Source organism: Brevibacterium luteolum (genome assembly GCF_013004595.1).
GTDB lineage: Bacteria > Actinomycetota > Actinomycetes > Actinomycetales > Brevibacteriaceae > Brevibacterium > Brevibacterium luteolum.
Window position 1 is genome coordinate 96768 of the sequence record NZ_JABEMC010000004.1, and the last position, 18040, is coordinate 114807.

Annotated in this window: 15 protein-coding genes; 10 read left to right on the forward strand and 5 right to left on the reverse strand. The window is 66.2% G+C overall.

What is annotated here, in order from left to right; all coding sequences use genetic code 11:
- Positions 1-79: 79 nt before the first annotated feature.
- On the forward strand, positions 80-763 hold the full coding sequence (locus HLA91_RS07915) for a beta-ketoacyl-[acyl-carrier-protein] synthase family protein (protein ID WP_102160388.1): 684 nt from the start codon (positions 80-82) through the stop codon (positions 761-763).
- Between the two features lies 1 nt (position 764).
- Here HLA91_RS07915 and nadE read toward each other — a convergent pair whose 3' ends face one another.
- Positions 765-1592 carry an NAD(+) synthase gene (gene nadE / locus HLA91_RS07920; protein ID WP_170274235.1) on the reverse strand — a complete coding sequence of 276 codons (828 nt, stop codon included), beginning with the start codon at positions 1590-1592 and terminating at the stop codon, positions 765-767.
- 49 nt (positions 1593-1641) lie between these two features.
- Entirely contained in the window at positions 1642-4518 is a 2877-nt protein-coding gene (gene leuS / locus HLA91_RS07925; protein WP_170274236.1) for a leucine--tRNA ligase, read from the reverse strand.
- 236 nt (positions 4519-4754) lie between these two features.
- Here leuS and HLA91_RS07930 point away from each other — a divergent pair, with 236 nt between their 5' ends.
- The 8 genes from HLA91_RS07930 to glpK all read left to right on the forward strand — a co-directional run bounded on the left by HLA91_RS07930 (position 4755) and on the right by glpK (position 13559).
- Positions 4755-6587: an AMP-dependent synthetase/ligase gene (locus tag HLA91_RS07930; protein ID WP_239557041.1), complete on the forward strand. Its 1833-nt coding sequence runs from the start codon at positions 4755-4757 to the stop codon at positions 6585-6587.
- Positions 6588-6676: 89 nt separating this feature from the next.
- Positions 6677-7666, forward strand: a complete 990-nt coding sequence (ppk2, locus tag HLA91_RS07935; protein WP_170274237.1) for a polyphosphate kinase 2 — start codon at positions 6677-6679, stop codon at positions 7664-7666.
- Positions 7667-7808: 142 nt separating this feature from the next.
- Positions 7809-8801, forward strand: coding sequence for a YhjD/YihY/BrkB family envelope integrity protein (locus HLA91_RS07940; RefSeq protein ID WP_239557040.1), 993 nt, complete (start codon positions 7809-7811; stop codon positions 8799-8801).
- Positions 8771-9430 carry a DNA-3-methyladenine glycosylase gene (locus HLA91_RS07945; protein ID WP_338076728.1) on the forward strand — a complete coding sequence of 220 codons (660 nt, stop codon included), beginning with the start codon at positions 8771-8773 and terminating at the stop codon, positions 9428-9430. Before HLA91_RS07940 ends, HLA91_RS07945 begins: the two co-directional genes overlap by 31 nt.
- Complete coding sequence (locus tag HLA91_RS07950) at positions 9427-10170, forward strand: fructosamine kinase family protein (RefSeq protein ID WP_170274239.1); 744 nt, start codon at positions 9427-9429, stop codon at positions 10168-10170. The genes HLA91_RS07945 and HLA91_RS07950 overlap by 4 nt, the downstream gene beginning before the upstream one ends.
- A 66-nt stretch (positions 10171-10236) precedes the next feature.
- Complete coding sequence (locus tag HLA91_RS07955) at positions 10237-10572, forward strand: antibiotic biosynthesis monooxygenase family protein (RefSeq protein ID WP_102160401.1); 336 nt, start codon at positions 10237-10239, stop codon at positions 10570-10572.
- Between the two features lie 68 nt (positions 10573-10640).
- Complete coding sequence (locus tag HLA91_RS07960) at positions 10641-12059, forward strand: glyceraldehyde-3-phosphate dehydrogenase (protein ID WP_170274240.1); 1419 nt, start codon at positions 10641-10643, stop codon at positions 12057-12059.
- Positions 12060-12062: 3 nt separating this feature from the next.
- Positions 12063-13559 (forward strand): glycerol kinase GlpK, encoded by a 1497-nt coding sequence (gene glpK / locus HLA91_RS07965; protein ID WP_170274241.1) that lies wholly within the window; start codon positions 12063-12065, stop codon positions 13557-13559.
- Positions 13560-13588: 29 nt separating this feature from the next.
- On the opposite strand, the gene HLA91_RS07970 is transcribed toward glpK, so the two are convergent.
- From HLA91_RS07970 to HLA91_RS07980, 3 genes are read right to left on the reverse strand one after another with little or no spacing between them, the layout of a single operon-like run.
- Positions 13589-14554 (reverse strand): D-2-hydroxyacid dehydrogenase, encoded by a 966-nt coding sequence (locus tag HLA91_RS07970; protein ID WP_102160408.1) that lies wholly within the window; start codon positions 14552-14554, stop codon positions 13589-13591.
- A gap of 27 nt (positions 14555-14581) precedes the next feature.
- The gene (locus HLA91_RS07975; protein WP_239557039.1) at positions 14582-16285 is read right to left on the reverse strand and encodes an MDR family MFS transporter; all 1704 of its coding nucleotides are present in this window, start codon (positions 16283-16285) and stop codon (positions 14582-14584) included.
- Positions 16286-16290: 5 nt separating this feature from the next.
- Positions 16291-16968, reverse strand: a complete 678-nt coding sequence (locus HLA91_RS07980) for a TetR/AcrR family transcriptional regulator (protein WP_170274242.1) — start codon at positions 16966-16968, stop codon at positions 16291-16293.
- Positions 16969-17066: 98 nt separating this feature from the next.
- On the opposite strand from HLA91_RS07980, the gene HLA91_RS07985 reads away from it, so the two are divergent.
- The gene (locus HLA91_RS07985) at positions 17067-18023 is read left to right on the forward strand and encodes an NAD(P)-dependent oxidoreductase (RefSeq protein ID WP_170274243.1); all 957 of its coding nucleotides are present in this window, start codon (positions 17067-17069) and stop codon (positions 18021-18023) included.
- Positions 18024-18040: the final 17 nt, after the last annotated feature.

The following is an 18040-nucleotide window of genomic DNA, read 5'->3' on the forward strand; positions in this document are numbered from 1 at the left end:
ATGCTGAACTGACCGATCTTCTTCCGTTCACAGCATAGATGTTCGCAGTCTGGAAGCAGGAATTCGGTACCCTGGAGCGGTGAAGCGTTTCGGTGATTTCCTCCTCAACACGCCCGCCGCCGCTGCGGCCGCCGGCGTGCTCGTCATCAGCCTGGTGCTGTTCCTCATTCCGCCCCTGCACCGCGCGGCCTGGGTGATCGGAATCGTGACCGTTCTCCTGGTGGCCGTGTGCCTGCTGTTCATCGGCGTGAAATGGTGGCAGGACCAGCAGCGCATCGACCGGCTCAACGCCGAGATCGCCGACGCTTCGAAGACCTATGCTTCGGTCGGGCTGAGCCCCATCGAAGAGGACGAAGACGAAGCGGCTGACACAACGCGGGCCAAGCGCGTCCTGGAGCTGTTTCCCAAGGATGCCGGGCTCGTGCAGTACATGCGGCTGGCCAACGGGTTCAGCACACTCGACCCGCAGCTGATGGAGCCGCTCCGCACGTTCCTCGACGAGTTCAAGAAGACCAGCTTCGAACAGCAGAGCATGCACGCAGCGTTCATGGACGTCTACCGGGCCGGCAAGAGCTTCGACTCGTGGGTGTCTGAGGAGACCTACATTCCCGACAGCGCACTCGAGATCAAGCCCGGCGATATCCGCGAAGGCGGCTGGCACGAGTTCAGCGCCGCCCGGGACGCCGGCGAGCAGAACATGGATGCGTTCCTCGACAGCCTGCGCGATTTCGAGCGCACGGCGCTGGAGACCCGCACCGTGTGAGTCAGTGGCGGATCCACCAGCCGTCTGCCGGGGCGACCGGCATCCGGCGCTTGTGCTCGCTGGCCAGGTACAGATCCTCGATCCGCTCGGCTGCCGCCGCTGAGACCTCCCCGCCTTCGAGGTAGGCATCGATGTCGGCGTAGCCGACGCCGAGCGCGTCTTCGTCGGTGCTGCCCGGGGTCTCATCGAGAAGGTCGGCCGTCGGCACCTTCTGCCACAGCCGCTCAGGGGCGTCGAGGTGCTGCAGCAGCGCTGCCCCCTGCCCCTTCGTCAGCCCGGTCAGCGGGGTGACGTCAGCGGCCCCGTCGCCGAACTTCGTGTAGAAGCCGGTGACCGCCTCGGCGGCGTGATCGGTGCCGAGGACGAGGCTGGAGCGCTGCGCGGCGATCGCGTACTGCACGAGCATCCGCTGGCGAGCCTTGACATTGCCCTTGTTGAAGTCCGTCATCGTCTCACCGGTGGCCGCGTTGAACGCCTCGACCGTGGCGTCGACGGCGCCGGCGATGTCGACGGTGAGCGCGACGTCCGGACGGATGAACTCCATGGCGGCCTGTGCGTCATCTTCGTCATGCTGCACCCGGTAGGGCAGGCGGACGGCGCAGAACGTCGCGTCCACTCCCCTGCCGCGCAGCTGTTCGGCAGCCAGCTGGGCGAGCCTGCCGGCCAGCGTCGAGTCCTGGCCGCCGGAGATACCGAGGACGAATCCCTTCGTCGCTGTCGACAGGCAGTAGTCGACGAGGAACTGCACGCGGGTCCCGATCTCGGTCGCTGGGTCGATGACCGGGCTGACCTGGAGAGTCGACCGGATCCGTTCGGACAGTGCACTCATGGATTCCCTTTCCAGCCGGTGCCGGGCACCAGCTCGATCAGTGTCTCGCTCAGTTGTCCGGGACGATGTTGACGAGCTTCGGCGCACGCACGATGACCTTGAGCACACCTGCGCCGGCCAGGGTGCGCTTGGCGCCGTTGGACTCCAGAGCCAGCTTCTCCAGCTCTTCAGCCGAAATATCGGGTGAGACCTCGAGCCGGTCGCGGACCTTGCCCTTGATCTGCACGACGCAGGTGACCGTGTCCTGGCCGAGGAACTGCTCATCGGCGACCGGGAACGGCTCGTAGGTGATGGTCTCGCTGTGGCCCAGCCGCTCCCAGATCTCCTCGGCGATGTGCGGGGCCAGCGGTGAGAGCATGATCGTCAGCGGTTCGATCACCGCGCGCGGGCTCACGCCCTGCTTCGTCAGGTGGTTCGTCAGCACGATGAGCTTGGCGACAGCGGTGTTGAACCGCATGTGCTCCATGTCGTCGCGCACACCGGCGATCGTCGTGTGCAGCACCCGCAGCGTCTCGCGGTCCGGTGCGTCATCGACGACAGCGAGCTCGCCGGTGTTCTCGTCGACGATGAGGCGCCACACACGCTGCAGGAACCGCTGTGAGCCCACGACCGCGCGGGTCTCCCAGGCGCGGGAGAGCTCAAGAGGGCCCATCGACATCTCGTACAGCCGGAAGGTATCGGCACCGTAGGCGTCGTAGATCTCATCGGGGGTCACGACATTCTTCAGCGATTTGCCGATCTTGCCGTACTCGCGGTTCACCTGCTGCCCGTTGTGCCAGAAGGTCGCCTCGCCGGAATCATCAACGCGCTCTTCGACTTCGTCTGCCTGGACATAGGCGCCGCGGGAATCGGTGTAGGCGTAGGCCTGGATGTAACCCTGGTTGATGAGCTTGTGGAAGGGCTCATAGGAGCTCAGGTGGCCGAGGTCGTGGAGCACTTTGTGCCAGAACCGCGAGTACAGCAGATGCAGGACAGCGTGCTCGACTCCGCCCACGTACAGATCCGCGCCACCGGATTCGGCGTTCGCACGCGGGCCCAGCCAGTACTCCTCATTCGCCGGGTCGACAAGCTGCTCATCGTTCGTCGGATCGGCGTATCGCAGCTGGTACCACGAGGAGCCGGCCCAATTCGGCATCGTCGAGGTCTCCCGGCGGTAGGTCTTCGGACCGTCTCCGAGGTCAAGGGTGACGTTGACCCAGTCGGTGTTGCGACCCAGCGGCGGCTCGGGCTTCGAGTCGACGTCGTCGCTGTCGAAGGTGCGCGGCGAGAAGTCCGGAACCTCAGGCAGTGTCACCGGCAGCTGCTCGGCCGGCAGCGGGATCGGCGTGCCGTCTTCGTCATAGACGACCGGGAACGGCTCACCCCAGTAGCGCTGACGGCTGAACAGCCAGTCGCGCAGCCGGTACTGCGTCGTCGCCTCGGCCAGGCCGCGGCCGGCGAGCCACGAGATGACAGCGTCCTTGGCCTCACCGACGCCGGCACCGTTGATGTCGATCTCGTCGTTGGCAGAGTTGATCTTGACGCCCTCACCGGCGAACGGCTTGTCCTCGTCGTGGTCCTCGCCCGGCTGGACGGTGCGGATGTAGGGCAGATCGAAGGTCTTGGCGAAGTCCCAGTCGCGGACGTCCTCTGCCGGCACACCCATGATCGCCCCGGTCCCGTAGCCCATGAGGACGTAATCGGCGACGAAGACGGGGATGTCCTCACCGGTGGCCGGGTTCGGTACCCAGGTGCCGGTGAACACACCGGTCTTGTCCTTGTTCTCCTGGCGCTGCACCGAGGTCATGGCCGCAGCCTGGCGCTGGTAGGCGGCGATCGCCTCGGCCGGGGTGCTGCCCTCACCGCGCCACGCTGCCGGGACGGAGTCGTCCCAGGATTCGGTTGTCACGGCGTCGACGAGCGGGTGCTCGGGGCTGAGCACGAGGTAGGTGGCGCCGAAGATCGTGTCAGGGCGGGTGGTGTAGACGTCGATGCTGACGTCCTCACGGACCGGGAAGGTGATCTGCGCACCGGTCGAGCGGCCGATCCAATTGCGCTGCATGGCCTTGACCGCCTCGGGCCAGTCGACGGTGTCGAGATCGTCGATGAGGCGATCAGCGTAGGCGGTGATGCGCATGTTCCACTGGCGCAGGCGGCGGGTGAAGACCGGGAAGTTGCCGCGTTCGGAGCGGCCTTCTGCGGTGACCTCCTCATTGGCCAGCACGGTGCCCAGGCCCGGGCACCAGTTGACCGGGGAATCCGACAGGTAGGCCAAGCGGTAGTTCTGCAGCACGTCCTCACGTTCAGCAGCTGACAGCTCCGCCCACGCGGTGCCGGTGCCGGTGTCGCGGCCGGCTTCGAACTGGGAGACGAGCTCGCCGATCGGGCGGGCGGCACCACGGCCGTCGGCAGCCTCGGGGTCGTACCAGGAGTTGAAGATCTGCAGGAAGACCCACTGCGTCCACTTGACGAACTCAGCATCCGTGGTCGCGAACGTTCGCCGTGCGTCGTGCCCGAGGCCGAGCCGGCGCAGCTGCCGGCGCATAGTGGCGATGTTCTCCTCGGTTGTCTTCTGCGGATGCGCCCCGGTCTGCACAGCGAACTGTTCGGCCGGCAGGCCGAAGGCGTCATAGCCGAGGGCGTGCATGACGTTCTTGCCGTTCATCCGCTGGAAGCGGGCGTAGACGTCAGTGGCGACATAACCCAGCGGGTGTCCGACGTGCAGCCCCTTGCCCGAGGGGTAGGGGAACATGTCCATGATGTAGGCGGTCTCACGGCCTTCGGCGGTGGCGCCGCGGCGCGTGCTGGCTAGCTCGCCGACCGGGTTCGGCGCGGCGAAGGTCTCCTCGGCCTCCCAGCGGTCCTGCCACTTCGCCTCGAGCTGACCGGCGAGCTCCGCGTCGTAGCGGTAGTCGACGGTGTTCGAGCGCGAATCGGAGGTGCTCATGGATGTGCCTTTCGGAGTTCGGGTGCAGGTCGGCGCCAGCGGCGCGATGCAAGCATTCTACGTGCGTGCCGCACCCGGTGCCACACGATCCCAGCACCGCTCTTCGGCCGCTCCGGACCCGCCATCTCAGAGGAGTGCTCCAGGACACATGCGTGATAGTTTTGAGGCTGAGATCGGCGCTGAATGCACACGCCGATACTGCCCCTGCAGCGAAGCGCCCTAAGGAGATGTGCCCAATGGCCGAGACCATGATGCAGTCCGTCACCCCGGTGAGTGGATTCGAGTTCGATCCGGAACCGAACCTTCCGGCCACGCTCATCAACCGGGCGGCGCGGGACCCGCATGGCATCGCGCTGTCGCGGCAGCAGAACGGCGAGTGGATCGACGTCACCGCGCAGGCCTTCCTCCACCAGGTCGAAGCACTGGCCAAGGGACTCATCGCCGCGGGCGTGCAGCCGGGCCAGCGGGTCGGCATCTTCGGCTCGACCGCATACGAGTGGACCCTGGCCGACTACGCGATCTGGTTCGCTGGCGGGGTCACCGTCCCCTTCTACGACACCTCGTCTCGTGACCAGCTGGCCTGGATGCTCGAGGACGCCGAGGTGTTCTGCGGGTTCGTGCAGTCCGAAGACCACGCACAGCGCATCCGGGAGGCCTTCGCCGATGTCGAGGCGCTCGCCGATCGCGAGCCGACGATCTGGATCTGGACCGAAGACGGCATCGCCGGCCTGCTGCGCGACGGTGCGGACATCAGCGATGAGGAGCTGAAGGAGCGTACCAGCTACGCGACCCAGGACGATATCGCCACCCTCATCTACACCTCGGGAACCACCGGCCGTTCGAAGGGCTGCGTGCTCACCCACGGCAACTTCGTGCTCACCTCCCAGGCCGTCATCCATCAGGCTGGAGAGATCATCCGGCCCGGTGCCCGCTGCCTGCTGTTCCTGCCGCTGGCCCATGTGCTCGCCCGCTTCATCCAGGTCGTCACCATCCAGGGTGACGGCACGCTGGCCCACGAGGGCGATCTCAAGAAGCTCACCGACGCACTCGGCAGCTTCCGGCCGACCTTCATCCTCGGCGTGCCGCGCGTGTTCGAGAAGGTCTTCAACGCCGCCCTGTCCAAAGCCGAAGCCGGCGGCAAGCAGAAGATCTTCCGCGCCGCCGAGGCGGTGGCCGTGCTCTACTCCCAGGCCCTCGACGCCGGCCGGGTGCCGCTGACGCTGCGCGCCCAGCATGCGCTGTTCGACAAGCTCGTGTACTCGAAGCTGCGCGAGGTGATGGGAGGCCGGGTCACGCATGCGATCTCCGGCGGCGGGCCGCTGGGTGAGCATCTCGGCCACTTCTTCCGCGGCGTCGGCCTCATCGTGCTCGAAGGCTACGGTCTGACCGAGACCACCGCCCCGGTGACGGTCAACATCCCGGCGAAGTCGAAGATCGGCACCGTCGGCGTGCCGCTGCCCGGCTGCGCGGTGGCCATCGCTCCCGACGGCGAGGTCCTCGCCAAGGGCGTGTGCGTCTTCCGCGAGTACTGGAAGAACCCGGAGGCCACCGAGAAGGACTTCATGGACGGCTGGTTCGCCACCGGTGACATCGGCGACCTCGATGAAGACGGCTATCTGCGCATCACCGGCCGGAAGAAGGAGCTCATCGTCACCTCGTCGGGCAAGAACGTCGCACCGGCTCCGATCGAGGACGCGCTGCGCCGCCACATGCTCATCCATCAGCCGGTGCTCATCGGCGACAACCGCAACTTCATCTCAGCGCTCATCTTCCTCGATCCGGAGATGCTGCCGACCTGGCTGGAGAACCACGGCCTGCCGAAGATGGACCTCGAAGAGGCCTCGGCGAACCCCGAGGTCCACGCGGCCATCGAGAAGGCCGTCGAACGCGTCAACCGGAAGGTCTCGAAGGCGGAGAGCATCCGCGCATTCCGCATCGTGCCTGCCGAGCTGACCGAGCAGAACGGCTACCTGTCGGCCAAGCAGTCGGTCAAGCGCCACCTCATCGACCGGGACTTCGCTGACGTCATCGACGACATCTACGCATCGTCGAACGGCCAGCAGAGCTGACAGCTGAGTCCTCCCGGCACTCGGCAGGGTGAGATCTGAGCCGAGGGCGGCTGCATCTGCGCGATGCAGCCGCCCTTTAGACTGTGTCTATGAGTGACGAGCGCAACAAAGGGACGAAGACATCTGACTCCGCAGCCGGCAACGGCAGCGCTGGAGAATTCGAGCTCACACCTGAGGGCGTGCCCGATTTCGCCAACGAGATCGACGAGATCCGGGAGCTGTCGAAGAAGCTCAAGTCCCGCTCCAGCGACTCCGAGGCGTGGAAGCACGGCTACCCGTACGACCAGAAGCTCACCCGGCGCCGGTATGAGCGTGAGAAGCGCCAGCTGCAGATCGAGCTGCTGAAGATGCAGACGTGGGTGCGCGAGACCAAGCAGAAGATCGTCATCATCTTCGAAGGCCGCGATGCCGCCGGCAAGGGCGGGGCGATCAAACGCTTCACCGAGCACCTGAATCCGCGCGGCGCTCGCGTCGTCGCCCTGGAGAAGCCCACCGAGCGGGAGAAGACCCAGTGGTTCTTCCAGCGCTACGTCCAGCATCTGCCCGCCGGCGGAGAGATCGTGCTGTTCGACCGCTCCTGGTACAACCGCGCCGGCGTCGAACGGGTGATGGGCTACTGCACACCGACGCAGTACCTGGAATTCACCCGCTCCTGCCCCGAGTTCGAGAACATGCTCGTGCAGTCGGGCACCCACATCATCAAGTTCTGGTTCTCCGTCGGCCGCGAAGAGCAGCTGCACCGCTTCGGCGCCCGCCGCACGGATCCGATCAAGCAGTGGAAGCTCTCCCCCACCGACCTTGCCAGCCTCGACAAATGGGATGCCTACACCGAGGCGAAGAACGCGATGTTCTTCTACACCGACACCCCGGCCGCCCCGTGGACGGTTGTGAAGTCCAACGACAAGAAACGCGCTCGTTTGGAAGCGATGCGCTACGTGCTCAACCAATTCGACTACCCGGGCAAAGACCAGCGGGTGGCGCGGGCGGCTGATCCGCTCATCGTCGGCTCTCCACGCGACATGTATGACGATGGCGAAACTCCGACCGACGCGTTTCCCACCACCCTCAGCGGGGACTAAGCTCATTCACATAGCTCCTCATCAGAGCCGCAGAACAAGGAGCATTGCCGTCAGACAGCCCCCTCGAGGAAGCGAAGATATGGAACCCGACAACCGGATCTTGGTGAGTTCGAGCTCAGCGGCGGCCTCCGCCCGGAGCTTCATGAATAAGCCGGCAGTGGCACACCTGATGGCCACGCTGCAGCGCTTCGGCCAGCGGCTGGGCAGCCAGTTCGGTGCCGCGATCACCTACTTCCTCGTCCTCGCCCTCATACCGACGCTTATGTTCGCCTTCGCGGCGCTGGGCTTCATCCTTGACATCGTGCGCCCCGAACTCGTCGACGTCGTCACCCAGAAGCTGCACGAGTTCGCGCCCGGCCAGGACCAGCTTGTCGAGATGCTGCAGAACTTCATCGACAACTGGCAGGCCGTCGGCATCGTCGGCATCATCTCCGCGCTCTACACCGCGCAGGGATTCATCGGCAACCTCAAGGACGCCATCCGCGCCCAGCTGCGCAAGGACATGGACGCCAAGCCGCAGGAGAACTTCGTCGTCCGCACCCTGTCGAACATCGTCACCCTCATCGGCCTGCTCATCGGCGTCGGCCTGACGATCGGCCTGACCGTCATCGGCACCGGCCTGCAGACCACCATCGTCGAATGGCTCCAGCTGCCCGGCTGGGTCACCCCGGTGCTGACGATCACCCCGATCATCATCACGCTGTTCTCCTCGTGGCTGATCTTCATGTTCCTGTTCACGATGATCCCGATCCACCCGATCCAGCCGCGCACCAAGCGCCTCGGCTCGCTCTTCGGCGCCATCGCGCTTACCCTGCTGCTGAACATCGCCACCGTGCTCATCGACCTGTTCTCCGGTTCACCGACCGCTGCACTGTTCGGCCCGGTCATCGCGATCATGCTCTCGATGAACGTCTTCGCCCGCATCATCCTCATGGTCGCCGCCTGGATGGGCACCGCCGATGACGAGCCGATCTTCGGCACCATCGCCGAAGCCCCGCCGGCCAGCCGCGAACAGCTCTCCCGCGCGCAGGGCAGCGCCGAGACGATCGGTGCGCTGGCCGTGGCCGGCAGCCTCATCGCCGTCACCATCCTCGGGTTCAACCGGTGGGCCGACAAACACGACACGCTCCGCTGACGGGCTTCTTCGACCGCAGCGTCCACACCGTCGCGCCGCAGTTGCTCGGCGGGATCCTCACCTGCACCGACGGTGAGACCACGATCGCGGTGCGACTGACCGAAGTCGAGGCCTACGGCGGAGACGACGACCCCGGCTCGCACGCCTTCCGCGGGCGTACCGAACGCAACGCGACGATGTTCGGCCCACCCGGGCACCTGTACTGCTATCTGTCCTACGGCATGCACCGGCTGCTCAACATCGTCTGCCAGGATCCCGGCGACCCGGCCGCCGTGCTGCTGCGCGCCGGCGAGGTCATCACCGGCCACGAGGTGGCCCGCGCCCGCCGCGCACAGCGCCGCGGTGGGCAGGTGACCGACCGTGAGCTCGCCCGCGGCCCCGGCTGCCTCGGCCAGGTCTTCGCCGCCAGCGCAGCCACCGACGGGGCGGCACTCACCGTGCCCGAGGCGCCGGCCGGCTGGTCCTTCACCCCGCCTGCCGAACCGGTCGAGTACGTCGCAGGCCCCCGCGTCGGCGTCTCCGGTCCCGGTGGTGACCCCGACGCCTTCCCCTGGAGGTATTCGATACCCGGGGATGCGACCGTTTCGCGCTTCGTCCCCGGCCGCAACGTCACGAAAGCAGGGTCATGACCTTCCGCAAGACCGGCAACCACGTCCCCTCAGACTTCTTCGCCACCGAAGCCGGCGGATTGCGCTGGCTGGCCGAACCCGGAACCGTCGACGTCGCTGGCGTCATCGATGTCTCGGAGACCGGGCTGATCCTGGAGCGCATCGACGAAGCTCCTGCGACCCGCGAGGCCGCTGCTGACTTCGGCCACCGTCTTGCCGCCCTCCACCAGGCACCGGCCGGTCGATTCGGCGACAACCCACCGAAGGTCGAAACCTACTACTTCGGCCCGCTGAGCCAGCCGCTGAAGATCACAACACGCTTTGCCGACAGCTGCGGTGAGGCCTACGCAGCACGCCTTGAGTCCCTGGCCGGATACGACCCCAACCCGCCTGCCGAGGTCACCCAGCTCATCGAGCGGATCGGCGCAGGCACCTTCGACGACGATGCCGCCCCTGCCCGCGTCCACGGCGACCTGTGGGCCGGCAACCTGCTCTTCACCTCGGGCACGGCCGCCCTCATCGACCCAGCCGCCTGGGCCGGCCACCCGCTCATCGACCTCGGGATGCTCAGCCTCTTCAGCGCCCCGCACCTGGAGACGATCATCGGCGCCTGGGCCGAGGCCTATCCGGTCGACATGCTCGGCCGCGACTGGCGTGAGCGCATCGAGCTGTATCAGTTCTTCGGCCTCTACGCCCACGCGGTGCTCTTCGGCGGCGGCTACCGGCAGGCGAGCATCACAGCCGCCCGGCAGTATCTGTGAGGTCAGTGTCGTCTAGGCTGAGGGCAGCACGCCTGCACCCGCACGGATAAGGAAGAGGGACCCGCTATGTCCGTCGTCAAGATCAATGCCCTGACCGTCCCGGCCGAGACCGGTGATGAGATCGTCAACCGGTTCGCCCCGGCCATCGAACGGCTCGACAGCTTCGAGGGCTTTGAGCGGTTCGCGCTGCTCAAGCCGACTGATGACCGTTCGGTGTGGTTCGTCTACACGCAGTGGGCCAGCGAAGAGGCCTACGAGGGCTGGAAGAACTCACGGTCCTTCGCCAGCAGTCATGCCGAGGGTGCGGAGAAGAAGAAGCCGGTGGCCACCGGCGCTGAGCTGCTGGAGTTCGAGACGACGCTCGAGGCCACGGGGTTCGGCAGCGGCGGCGCTGGCCAGTAGGATTGTGCGAAGTAGCTGAGACAGGATTCGAAAGGGAATTTCTGGTGACTGATCCAACGATCGCGAAAATGGCAGAGTGGGCCTCGAAGCAGAGCGCCGCTGAGGACATGATCCCTCTGGTGGGCCGCCTCTACCGCAACAACGAGGTGCTGCTGACCGTCTACGGCCGCAGCCTGCTGAACAAGTCCGTCAACGGCATCATCAAGGCCCACCGCTACGCCCGTCACTTCGACGGCACCGAGCTCGACATGGATGAGACGCTGCGTCTGGTCACCGCGCTCGACGGTCTCAACCTGGGCCCGTGCCGCATCGATCTCGGCCGCATGGCCGCCGGTTTCCGCAACTCCGGCGGAGACGACGTCGAGGCCTACCTGCGCGAGCAGCTCTCCGAAGTCGTCGACGCTGTAGACCGCGAGCAGAGCAAGCCGCAGGACGTCGTCCTCTACGGCTTCGGCCGCATCGGCCGGCTGCTCGCCCGCATCCTCGTCGACCGCGCCGGCGGCACGAACATGCGCCTGCGCGCGATCGTCGTGCGCCGCGGCGGTGACAACGACATCGTCAAGCGCGCCTCCCTGCTGCGCCGCGACTCGGTGCACGGCAAGTTCGACGGCAACATCGTCGTCGATGAGGAGAACAGCACGATCTGTGCCAACGGCGTGCTCATCCAGGTCATCTACTCCGATGACCCGTCCTCGGTCGACTACACGAAGTGCGGCATCGACAACGCCATCGTCGTCGACAACACCGGCCGCTGGCGCGATGAGGAGGGCCTGGGCAAGCACCTCAAGTGCCCGGGTGTGGCGAAGGTGCTGCTGACCGCACCGGGCAAGGGCGAGATCAAGAACGTCGTCTACGGCGTCAATTCCCACGACATCACCGCCGAGGACACGATCCTCTCGGCTGCCTCGTGCACGACGAACGCGATCACCCCGGTGCTCAAGGTCCTCAACGACGAATTCGGTGTGCGCAACGGCCACGTCGAGACCGTCCACTCCTTCACCAACGACCAGAACCTCATCGACAACTTCCACAAGGGCTCGCGCCGCGGCCGTGCTGCCGGGCTCAACATGGTGCTCACCGAGACCGGTGCTGCTAAGGCCGTGGCCAAGGCGCTGCCGGAGCTCAAGGGCAAGCTGTCGGGCAACGCAATCCGCGTTCCCACCCCGAACGTGTCGATGGCGATCCTCAACCTCAACCTCGGGCGCGAGACGACCGTCGATGAGCTCAACACGTTCCTGCGGGAGACCTCGCTGAACTCCGAGCTGCGCAACCAGATCGACTACATCGCCTCCCCAGAGGTCGTCTCGACTGACTTCGTCGGCTCCAAGCGCGCCGGCATCGTCGACGGCCTGGCGACCATCGTCGACGGTGATCGCGCTGTCGTCTACGTCTGGTACGACAACGAATTCGGCTACTCCTGCCAGGTGGTCCGCTGCATCGCCGACATGGCCGGCATCGACACCCCGGCCTTCCCGAAGCGCAGCTGAGCCATGGGCTACGTCCTCGCACTTGATGAGGGCACGACCTCGACGCGTGCGGTCATCTTCTCTGAAGATGGCCGCACGGTCGCTTCTGCCGGTCAGGAGTTCGAGCAGATCTTCCCCGCCGCCGGTCGTGTGGAACACGACGCCGGGGTGATCTGGCGGACCAGCCGGGAGGTCATCGGCCAGGCACTGGGCACCGCCTCGCTGACAAGCGCCGACATCGCCGCTGTTGGCATCACCAACCAGCGTGAGACCACCGTCGTGTGGGAGGCGGCGAACGGCCAGCCGGTGCACAACGCGATCGTGTGGCAGGACACCCGCGGCGGCGATTACGTCACGCAGCTCAGCGAATACGCTGAGGAGATCGCCGAGATCACCGGGCTGCCGGTCAACACGTACTTCTCCGGCATCAAGCTGCGCTGGCTGTTCGACCACGTCGACGGACTGCGCGAACGGGCAGCGGCAGGTGAGGTGCTCTTCGGCACCATCGACACCTGGCTGCTGTGGAACCTCACTGGCGGGGTCAACGGCGGCGCGCACGTCACCGACGTCACCAACGCCTCACGCACCCTGCTCATGGACCTGCACACCGGCCAGTGGTCACAGCGGATGTGCGAGCTGCTCGGCATCCCGGCCGCCTGCCTGCCGGAGATCCGGCCATCAGTCGGGACCTTCGGCACAGTCGCATCCGGTCAGCTGCTGGCCGGCGTGCCGATCGCCGGAGTGCTCGGCGACCAGCAGGCAGCCGCGTTCGGCCAGTGCCGCTTCTCCCCCGGCGATACGAAGAACACCTACGGCACCGGCTGCTTCCTGCTGACGAACACCGGGGAGGAGATCCGCCGGTCAGCCAACGGACTCGTCTCCACCGTGGCGTACCAGATCGAGGGCCAGCCGCTGCAGTACGCGCTCGAAGGCTCGATCGCGGTAGCCGGTGCGCTCGTGCAGTGGCTGCGCGACAACCTCGGGCTCATCCGCACCGCCGATGAGGTCAACGATCTGGCCCGCGAGGTCTCCGACAACGGCGACGTCTACTTCGTCCCGGCCTTCTCCGGTCTCTACGCCCCACACTGGCGGGCAGACGCACGCGGGGTGCTCATCGGCATGACCCGCTTCACCAGCCGCGGGCACATCGCCCGGGCAGCCCTGGAAGCCACGGCCTTCCAGACTGCCGAGGTGCTCGATGTCATGCGCCGCGACTCCGGGTACACGATTGATCGGATCGCCGCTGACGGCGGCATGTGCGCCTCGGACATCCTCATGCAGTTCCAGGCCGATATCGCCGGCTGCGAGGTGGTCCGCCCGCAGATCATCGAGGCCACCGCTGCCGGCGCCGCCTATGCAGCCGGATTGGGTGCGGGAGTGTACGGCTCCCTAGACGAGCTGGCCGGCTACTGGCAGGCGGATGCCTCCTGGCAGCCGTCGATCACCGCAGCGGACCGGCAGCAGTTGCTGAGCCGGTGGAGCCAGGCGATCGAGCGGTCCCTCGGCTGGGTCGAGGACTGACCTAAAGCCCCTTTCCCAGACGGACCGGGTCAGCCGGCGGCGTAGCCTTTGGCCTTGTCGACGATGTTGAACAGCTGCTGGCCTGACCGGTACCGGTCCCAGTTGGCCATGAACTGCTCAGCTAAGCGGTCTGACCAGCCCGCGGAGTCACCGCTCATGTGCGGGGTGATGACCACACTGCCCATCTGCCACAACGGGCTGTCCTCCGGCAGCGGTTCCGGGTCGACGACGTCGAGGCCGGCTCCGGCGATCTGCCCGGATTCCAGCGCAGCGACCAGATCGTCGGTGACAACACTGGCGCCGCGCCCGACGTTGATGAGATGCGCGCTCTCAGGCAGCGCTTCAAGCACGGCTGCATCGATGAGCCCGGTGGTCTGCTCCGTCAGCGGTGCGATGTTGATGAGCCAGTCGACTCCTGCGACGTGCTCAGCGAGATCGGCACTGGCGATGATCTCTCCGAAGTCGGGATCCCCGCCTCGGGCGCGGGAGCCGGCCCCAGTGACGTGCACACCGAGGGCGCGCAGCGTGGTCGCGATCGCCCGGCCGATCGACCCGGTGCCGACGATCATCGCATGCGAGCCTGCCAGGTCGCGGGATTCGCGGTGCTGCCAGATCCGCTGCCGCTGGTGGGCCAGCGAGGTCGGGAAGTCCTTGGCGAAATGCAGCATGAAGGCAAGCACGAATTCGGCGATCGGGCGGTCGAAGATGCCGCGGGCGTTGGTGACGGTGACCTCGGAGTCGCGCAGCTGATCGAACATGAGCGAGTCGACCCCGGCCGATGCCGCGTGGATCCAGTCCAGCCGGTCAGCACTGCTGAACGCGTCCTTGAGCGCTGGTGAGAAGAAGTCCCACATGAGCAGCACCTCGGTCCCGGGCAGTGCGGCGGCCAGCTCATCGGCTTCGACCCAGCGCACCTCGCTGGCTTCGTCGGCCAGGCGGTCGAAGTGCGCTGGGCGCTTCTTGTCAGGGGCGGTGAGGATCGTCAGGACGGTCATGGGCGGTCCTCCAAGCGGTCGGCTGGTTCAGGTGGCCGGCTTCTGCCCAGCAGAGTCGGCCTCGGTGTCAATCGTAGACCGGGTCTGCTGGCCGGGGCGGGCCTGCGCGCGTTCGATCCGGGTGGCCAGCGGCTTCTCGCGGATGAAGAAGAGCACGAGCAGTCCGAGCACCGGCAGCGGGGCCGCCCACAGGAACAGCGGCACGAGTGCATCGTTGTAGGCGCCGATGATGAGGTCCTGGATAGCGGTCGGCAGCTGGGACAGCGCTTCGGGTGTCAGTTCATTGGCGTGCAGTCCGCTGGCATCGGCACCGGGGACGGAGCTGAGCTTCTCGGTCAGGTTCGACATCAGGCGGCTGGTGAACAGCGAGCCGATGATCGCCATGCCGAAGCTGGCGCCGATCTGGCGGAAGAAGTTGTTCGAGGCGGTGGCGGTGCCGACCATCTCGACAGGGAAGGAGTTCTGCACGACGAGGACGAGCAGCTGCATGCTCAGGCCCAGGCCCGAACCCATGATGGCGAGAAAGATCATCGTCGTCCAAGCAGGGCTGTCGGCCCGCAGCTGGGACATGAGCACAAGTGAGGTGACGATGAGGCTCATGCCGATGATCGGGTAGAACTTGTAGCGGCCGGTGCGGGCGACAACGAATCCGATGCCGGTGGAGACGATGAGCATGCACCCCATCATCGGCACCATCATGAGGCCGGCACGGGCGGCGTCGACACCGTGGACCATCTGCAGATAGGTCGGCATGTAGCTGAGCACACCGAACATCGCCACACCGATCGTCAGTCCGGCGATGGTGGACAGCACGAAGTTGCGGTCGCGGAACAGCGACATCGGGATGATCGGTTCGGCCGCCCGGCGCTCGACGAAGACGAAGATGGTGCCGGCGACGAGCGCAGCGGCGCCGAGTCCGAGGATGACCGGTGAGGTCCACTCGTACTGGTGGCCGCCCCATGCGGCGATGAGCACGACGGCGGAGGTGAACACGGCGATGAGCGCCATGCCGGCGACGTCGATGCGCGGGCGCACCTCGGGACGGGTGTCGGGAACACGGAGCAGGATCATCGCGGCGATGATGGCGAAGATGCCGAGCGGGAAGTTCATCGCGAAGTTCCAGCGCCAACCCGGCCCCTCGGTCAGCCAGCCGCCGATGAGCGGGCCGGCAACAGAGGACACAGCGAAGACCGAACCCATGGCACCCATGTACTTGCCGCGCTCACGGGCGGGCACGATCGCGGCGATGATCGCCTGGGAGAGGATCATCATGCCGCCACCGCCGATGCCCTGGAAGACACGGCCGATGATGAGGAAGGACATGTCCTGGGCGAGGAGGGCGAAGACAGAGCCGAGCATGAACATCGAGATCGCGAAGATGAACAGCGGCTTGCGGCCGAACAGGTCGCCGATCTTGCCGTAGATCGGCATCATGATCGTCGAGGCGAGCATGAAGGCCGTCGAAACCCACAGCATCTGATCGACGCCATGGAGTTCGCCGACGATCGTCGGCAGGGCGGTGGCCAGCACCGTCTGGTTGAGCGAGAACATGAACATCGCGACCATGAGGGCGGCGAACACCCACAGAATCGCACCGGTCGTCATGCCGGAGCCGTTGTCAGCTGGGTCGCTGGCAGCAGACGTCGCGGCACGGCAGTCAGCGGGTGCAGGCGCGCGGTGGCCTGCGAACTCAGCTTCTGCCGTATGCGGCGGGGTCACGTCCTTTGCCATGCGTCTCACTTACCATTTCCCTTCTGAGGTGTCTGTGTTCCGGCCAGAACCGAGCGGAACAGCCGGATGGAACGTTCGAATGTCTCCTTGGAGAAGTCCGGGTCGGCGATCTGATCCGGTTCGGACTGCATTACGGTGCGCACCGCGAAGCGCAGCGGCACCGCGCACAGCTGCACGAGCATGAGCGCCAGCTCTTCCGGTGTGCCGTCGGCACCGCCGAAGTCGATGTCCCCGCGGCGCAGCCGGGCGGCGACCACCTCGGCGGCGGCGTGTTCGATGGCTTCGTTCTTCTCGAACTGGCGGCGCATGAGCGCCGGGTACCGGGCGAGGATCTGGCGGCGTTTGAGGACGACGTCATCGGAGTTGAAGGTCAGCTGATATGTGCCGTAGATGAGCCGGGCGACGTCCTCAGCAAGATCCGCTCCCACCGGGTCGACTTCGAGGAACTCCTCGATCTGGTCGGTGTCGATGACGACGTCGGTCATGCCGACGATCGCGTCCTCCTTCGAGGCGAAGTAGTTGAAGAAGGTGCGCGCGGAGATGCCGGCGTCTTCGGCGATCTGGGCGACGGTGGCCTGCTCCAGGCCGTCCTCCAGGACGCGGTTGACGGCAGCGACGTGGATGGCCCGGCGGGTCAGCCGGGCTTTGCGGTCGCGGAGGCTTTCGGTTTCGGTGGTGCTCACATAAAGATTTTGCACCCAGTGCAACTTTACGTCAAGCGCAACTTTGCACTGTGTGCACTATTTCACTTCTGTTCACTCTCGGGTGCTGTGATGGGAGCATGATCACCGCAATCTGGATCGGCGAGCAGGACCCTGAGGTGCTGTCACTGCTGCGCGACGCGTTCACCCCTGTCCCCGGAGCCGATCTCATCATCCCCGCAGGCACCGCGCCCTCGGGTGAAGAGCTGGCCCGCACCGAGTACATCCTCAACGGCGCCGGCGTCCTCGACGAGGCCGTCTTCTCACGCGCCCCGAATCTGAAGATGGTCCAGCGCGTCGGCGCCGGCACCGACGGCATCGACTTCGACGCCGCACGCCGGGCAGGCGTGACCGTCGCGAACCTGCCGGGTGCGAACTCGGTGGCCGTTGCCGAACTTGCCGTCGCCTCACTGCTGGCCTGCGCCCGCCACCTGCCTGGACTCAACACCGCCACACATGCCGGTGAGTGGACGCCGAATCGCTGGCTGCACTCCTCGATCGAGCTCTCAGGCAAGACTGCTGCGATCATCGGACTCGGCCACATCGGCCGGCTGCTGGCTGCCCGGCTGACTGCCTTCGACATGCGCCTGGTCTACTTCGACGTCTTCCGCCAGCCGCCGGAGGTCGAGGAGCAGCTCGGCATCGAGTTCATGGCCCTTGACGACCTGCTGCCGCTGGCTGATGTGCTCTCGATCCACGTGCCGCTGACCGAAGAGACCAACGGTCTCATCGGCGCCAAGCAGCTCGCGGCGATGCCCACCGGTTCGATCGTGCTGAATCTCTCGCGGGCCGGCATCGTCGATGAGGAGGCCCTGGCGGCCTCGCTGCACTCGGGGCACACGGCCGGCGCCGGTCTCGACGTGTTCACCGGCGAGCCGAACATCGCCGGTCATCCGCTGCTCGACGCCCCGAATGTCGTGGCCACCCCGCATGCCGGGGCGCAGACCCGCGATACGGTCAGCCGCGTCTTCTCCCGGGCGGTCGAGAATCTCCTCGAGCATGCCGCCGGCCGCACACCGGCGCACGTCATCGACTGATCACTCCCCCTGGCTCA

What these genes read in the sequence shown, in the direction of transcription:
- HLA91_RS07955 (WP_102160401.1), top strand. Translation starts at nt 10,237, where the DNA reads ATGTCCGTCGTCAAGATCAATGCCCTGACCGTCCCGGCCGAGACCGGT.
- nadE (WP_170274235.1), bottom strand. Translation starts at nt 1,592, where the DNA reads ATGAGTGCACTGTCCGAACGGATCCGGTCGACTCTCCAGGTCAGCCCG.
- HLA91_RS07985 (WP_170274243.1), top strand. Translation starts at nt 17,067, where the DNA reads ATGATCACCGCAATCTGGATCGGCGAGCAGGACCCTGAGGTGCTGTCA.
- HLA91_RS07970 (WP_102160408.1), bottom strand. Translation starts at nt 14,554, where the DNA reads ATGACCGTCCTGACGATCCTCACCGCCCCTGACAAGAAGCGCCCAGCG.
- HLA91_RS07930 (WP_239557041.1), top strand. Translation starts at nt 4,755, where the DNA reads ATGGCCGAGACCATGATGCAGTCCGTCACCCCGGTGAGTGGATTCGAG.
- HLA91_RS07940 (WP_239557040.1), top strand. Translation starts at nt 7,809, where the DNA reads ATGAATAAGCCGGCAGTGGCACACCTGATGGCCACGCTGCAGCGCTTC.
- leuS (WP_170274236.1), bottom strand. Translation starts at nt 4,518, where the DNA reads ATGAGCACCTCCGATTCGCGCTCGAACACCGTCGACTACCGCTACGAC.
- ppk2 (WP_170274237.1), top strand. Translation starts at nt 6,677, where the DNA reads ATGAGTGACGAGCGCAACAAAGGGACGAAGACATCTGACTCCGCAGCC.
- HLA91_RS07950 (WP_170274239.1), top strand. Translation starts at nt 9,427, where the DNA reads ATGACCTTCCGCAAGACCGGCAACCACGTCCCCTCAGACTTCTTCGCC.
- glpK (WP_170274241.1), top strand. Translation starts at nt 12,063, where the DNA reads ATGGGCTACGTCCTCGCACTTGATGAGGGCACGACCTCGACGCGTGCG.
- HLA91_RS07975 (WP_239557039.1), bottom strand. Translation starts at nt 16,285, where the DNA reads ATGGCAAAGGACGTGACCCCGCCGCATACGGCAGAAGCTGAGTTCGCA.
- HLA91_RS07960 (WP_170274240.1), top strand. Translation starts at nt 10,641, where the DNA reads ATGGCAGAGTGGGCCTCGAAGCAGAGCGCCGCTGAGGACATGATCCCT.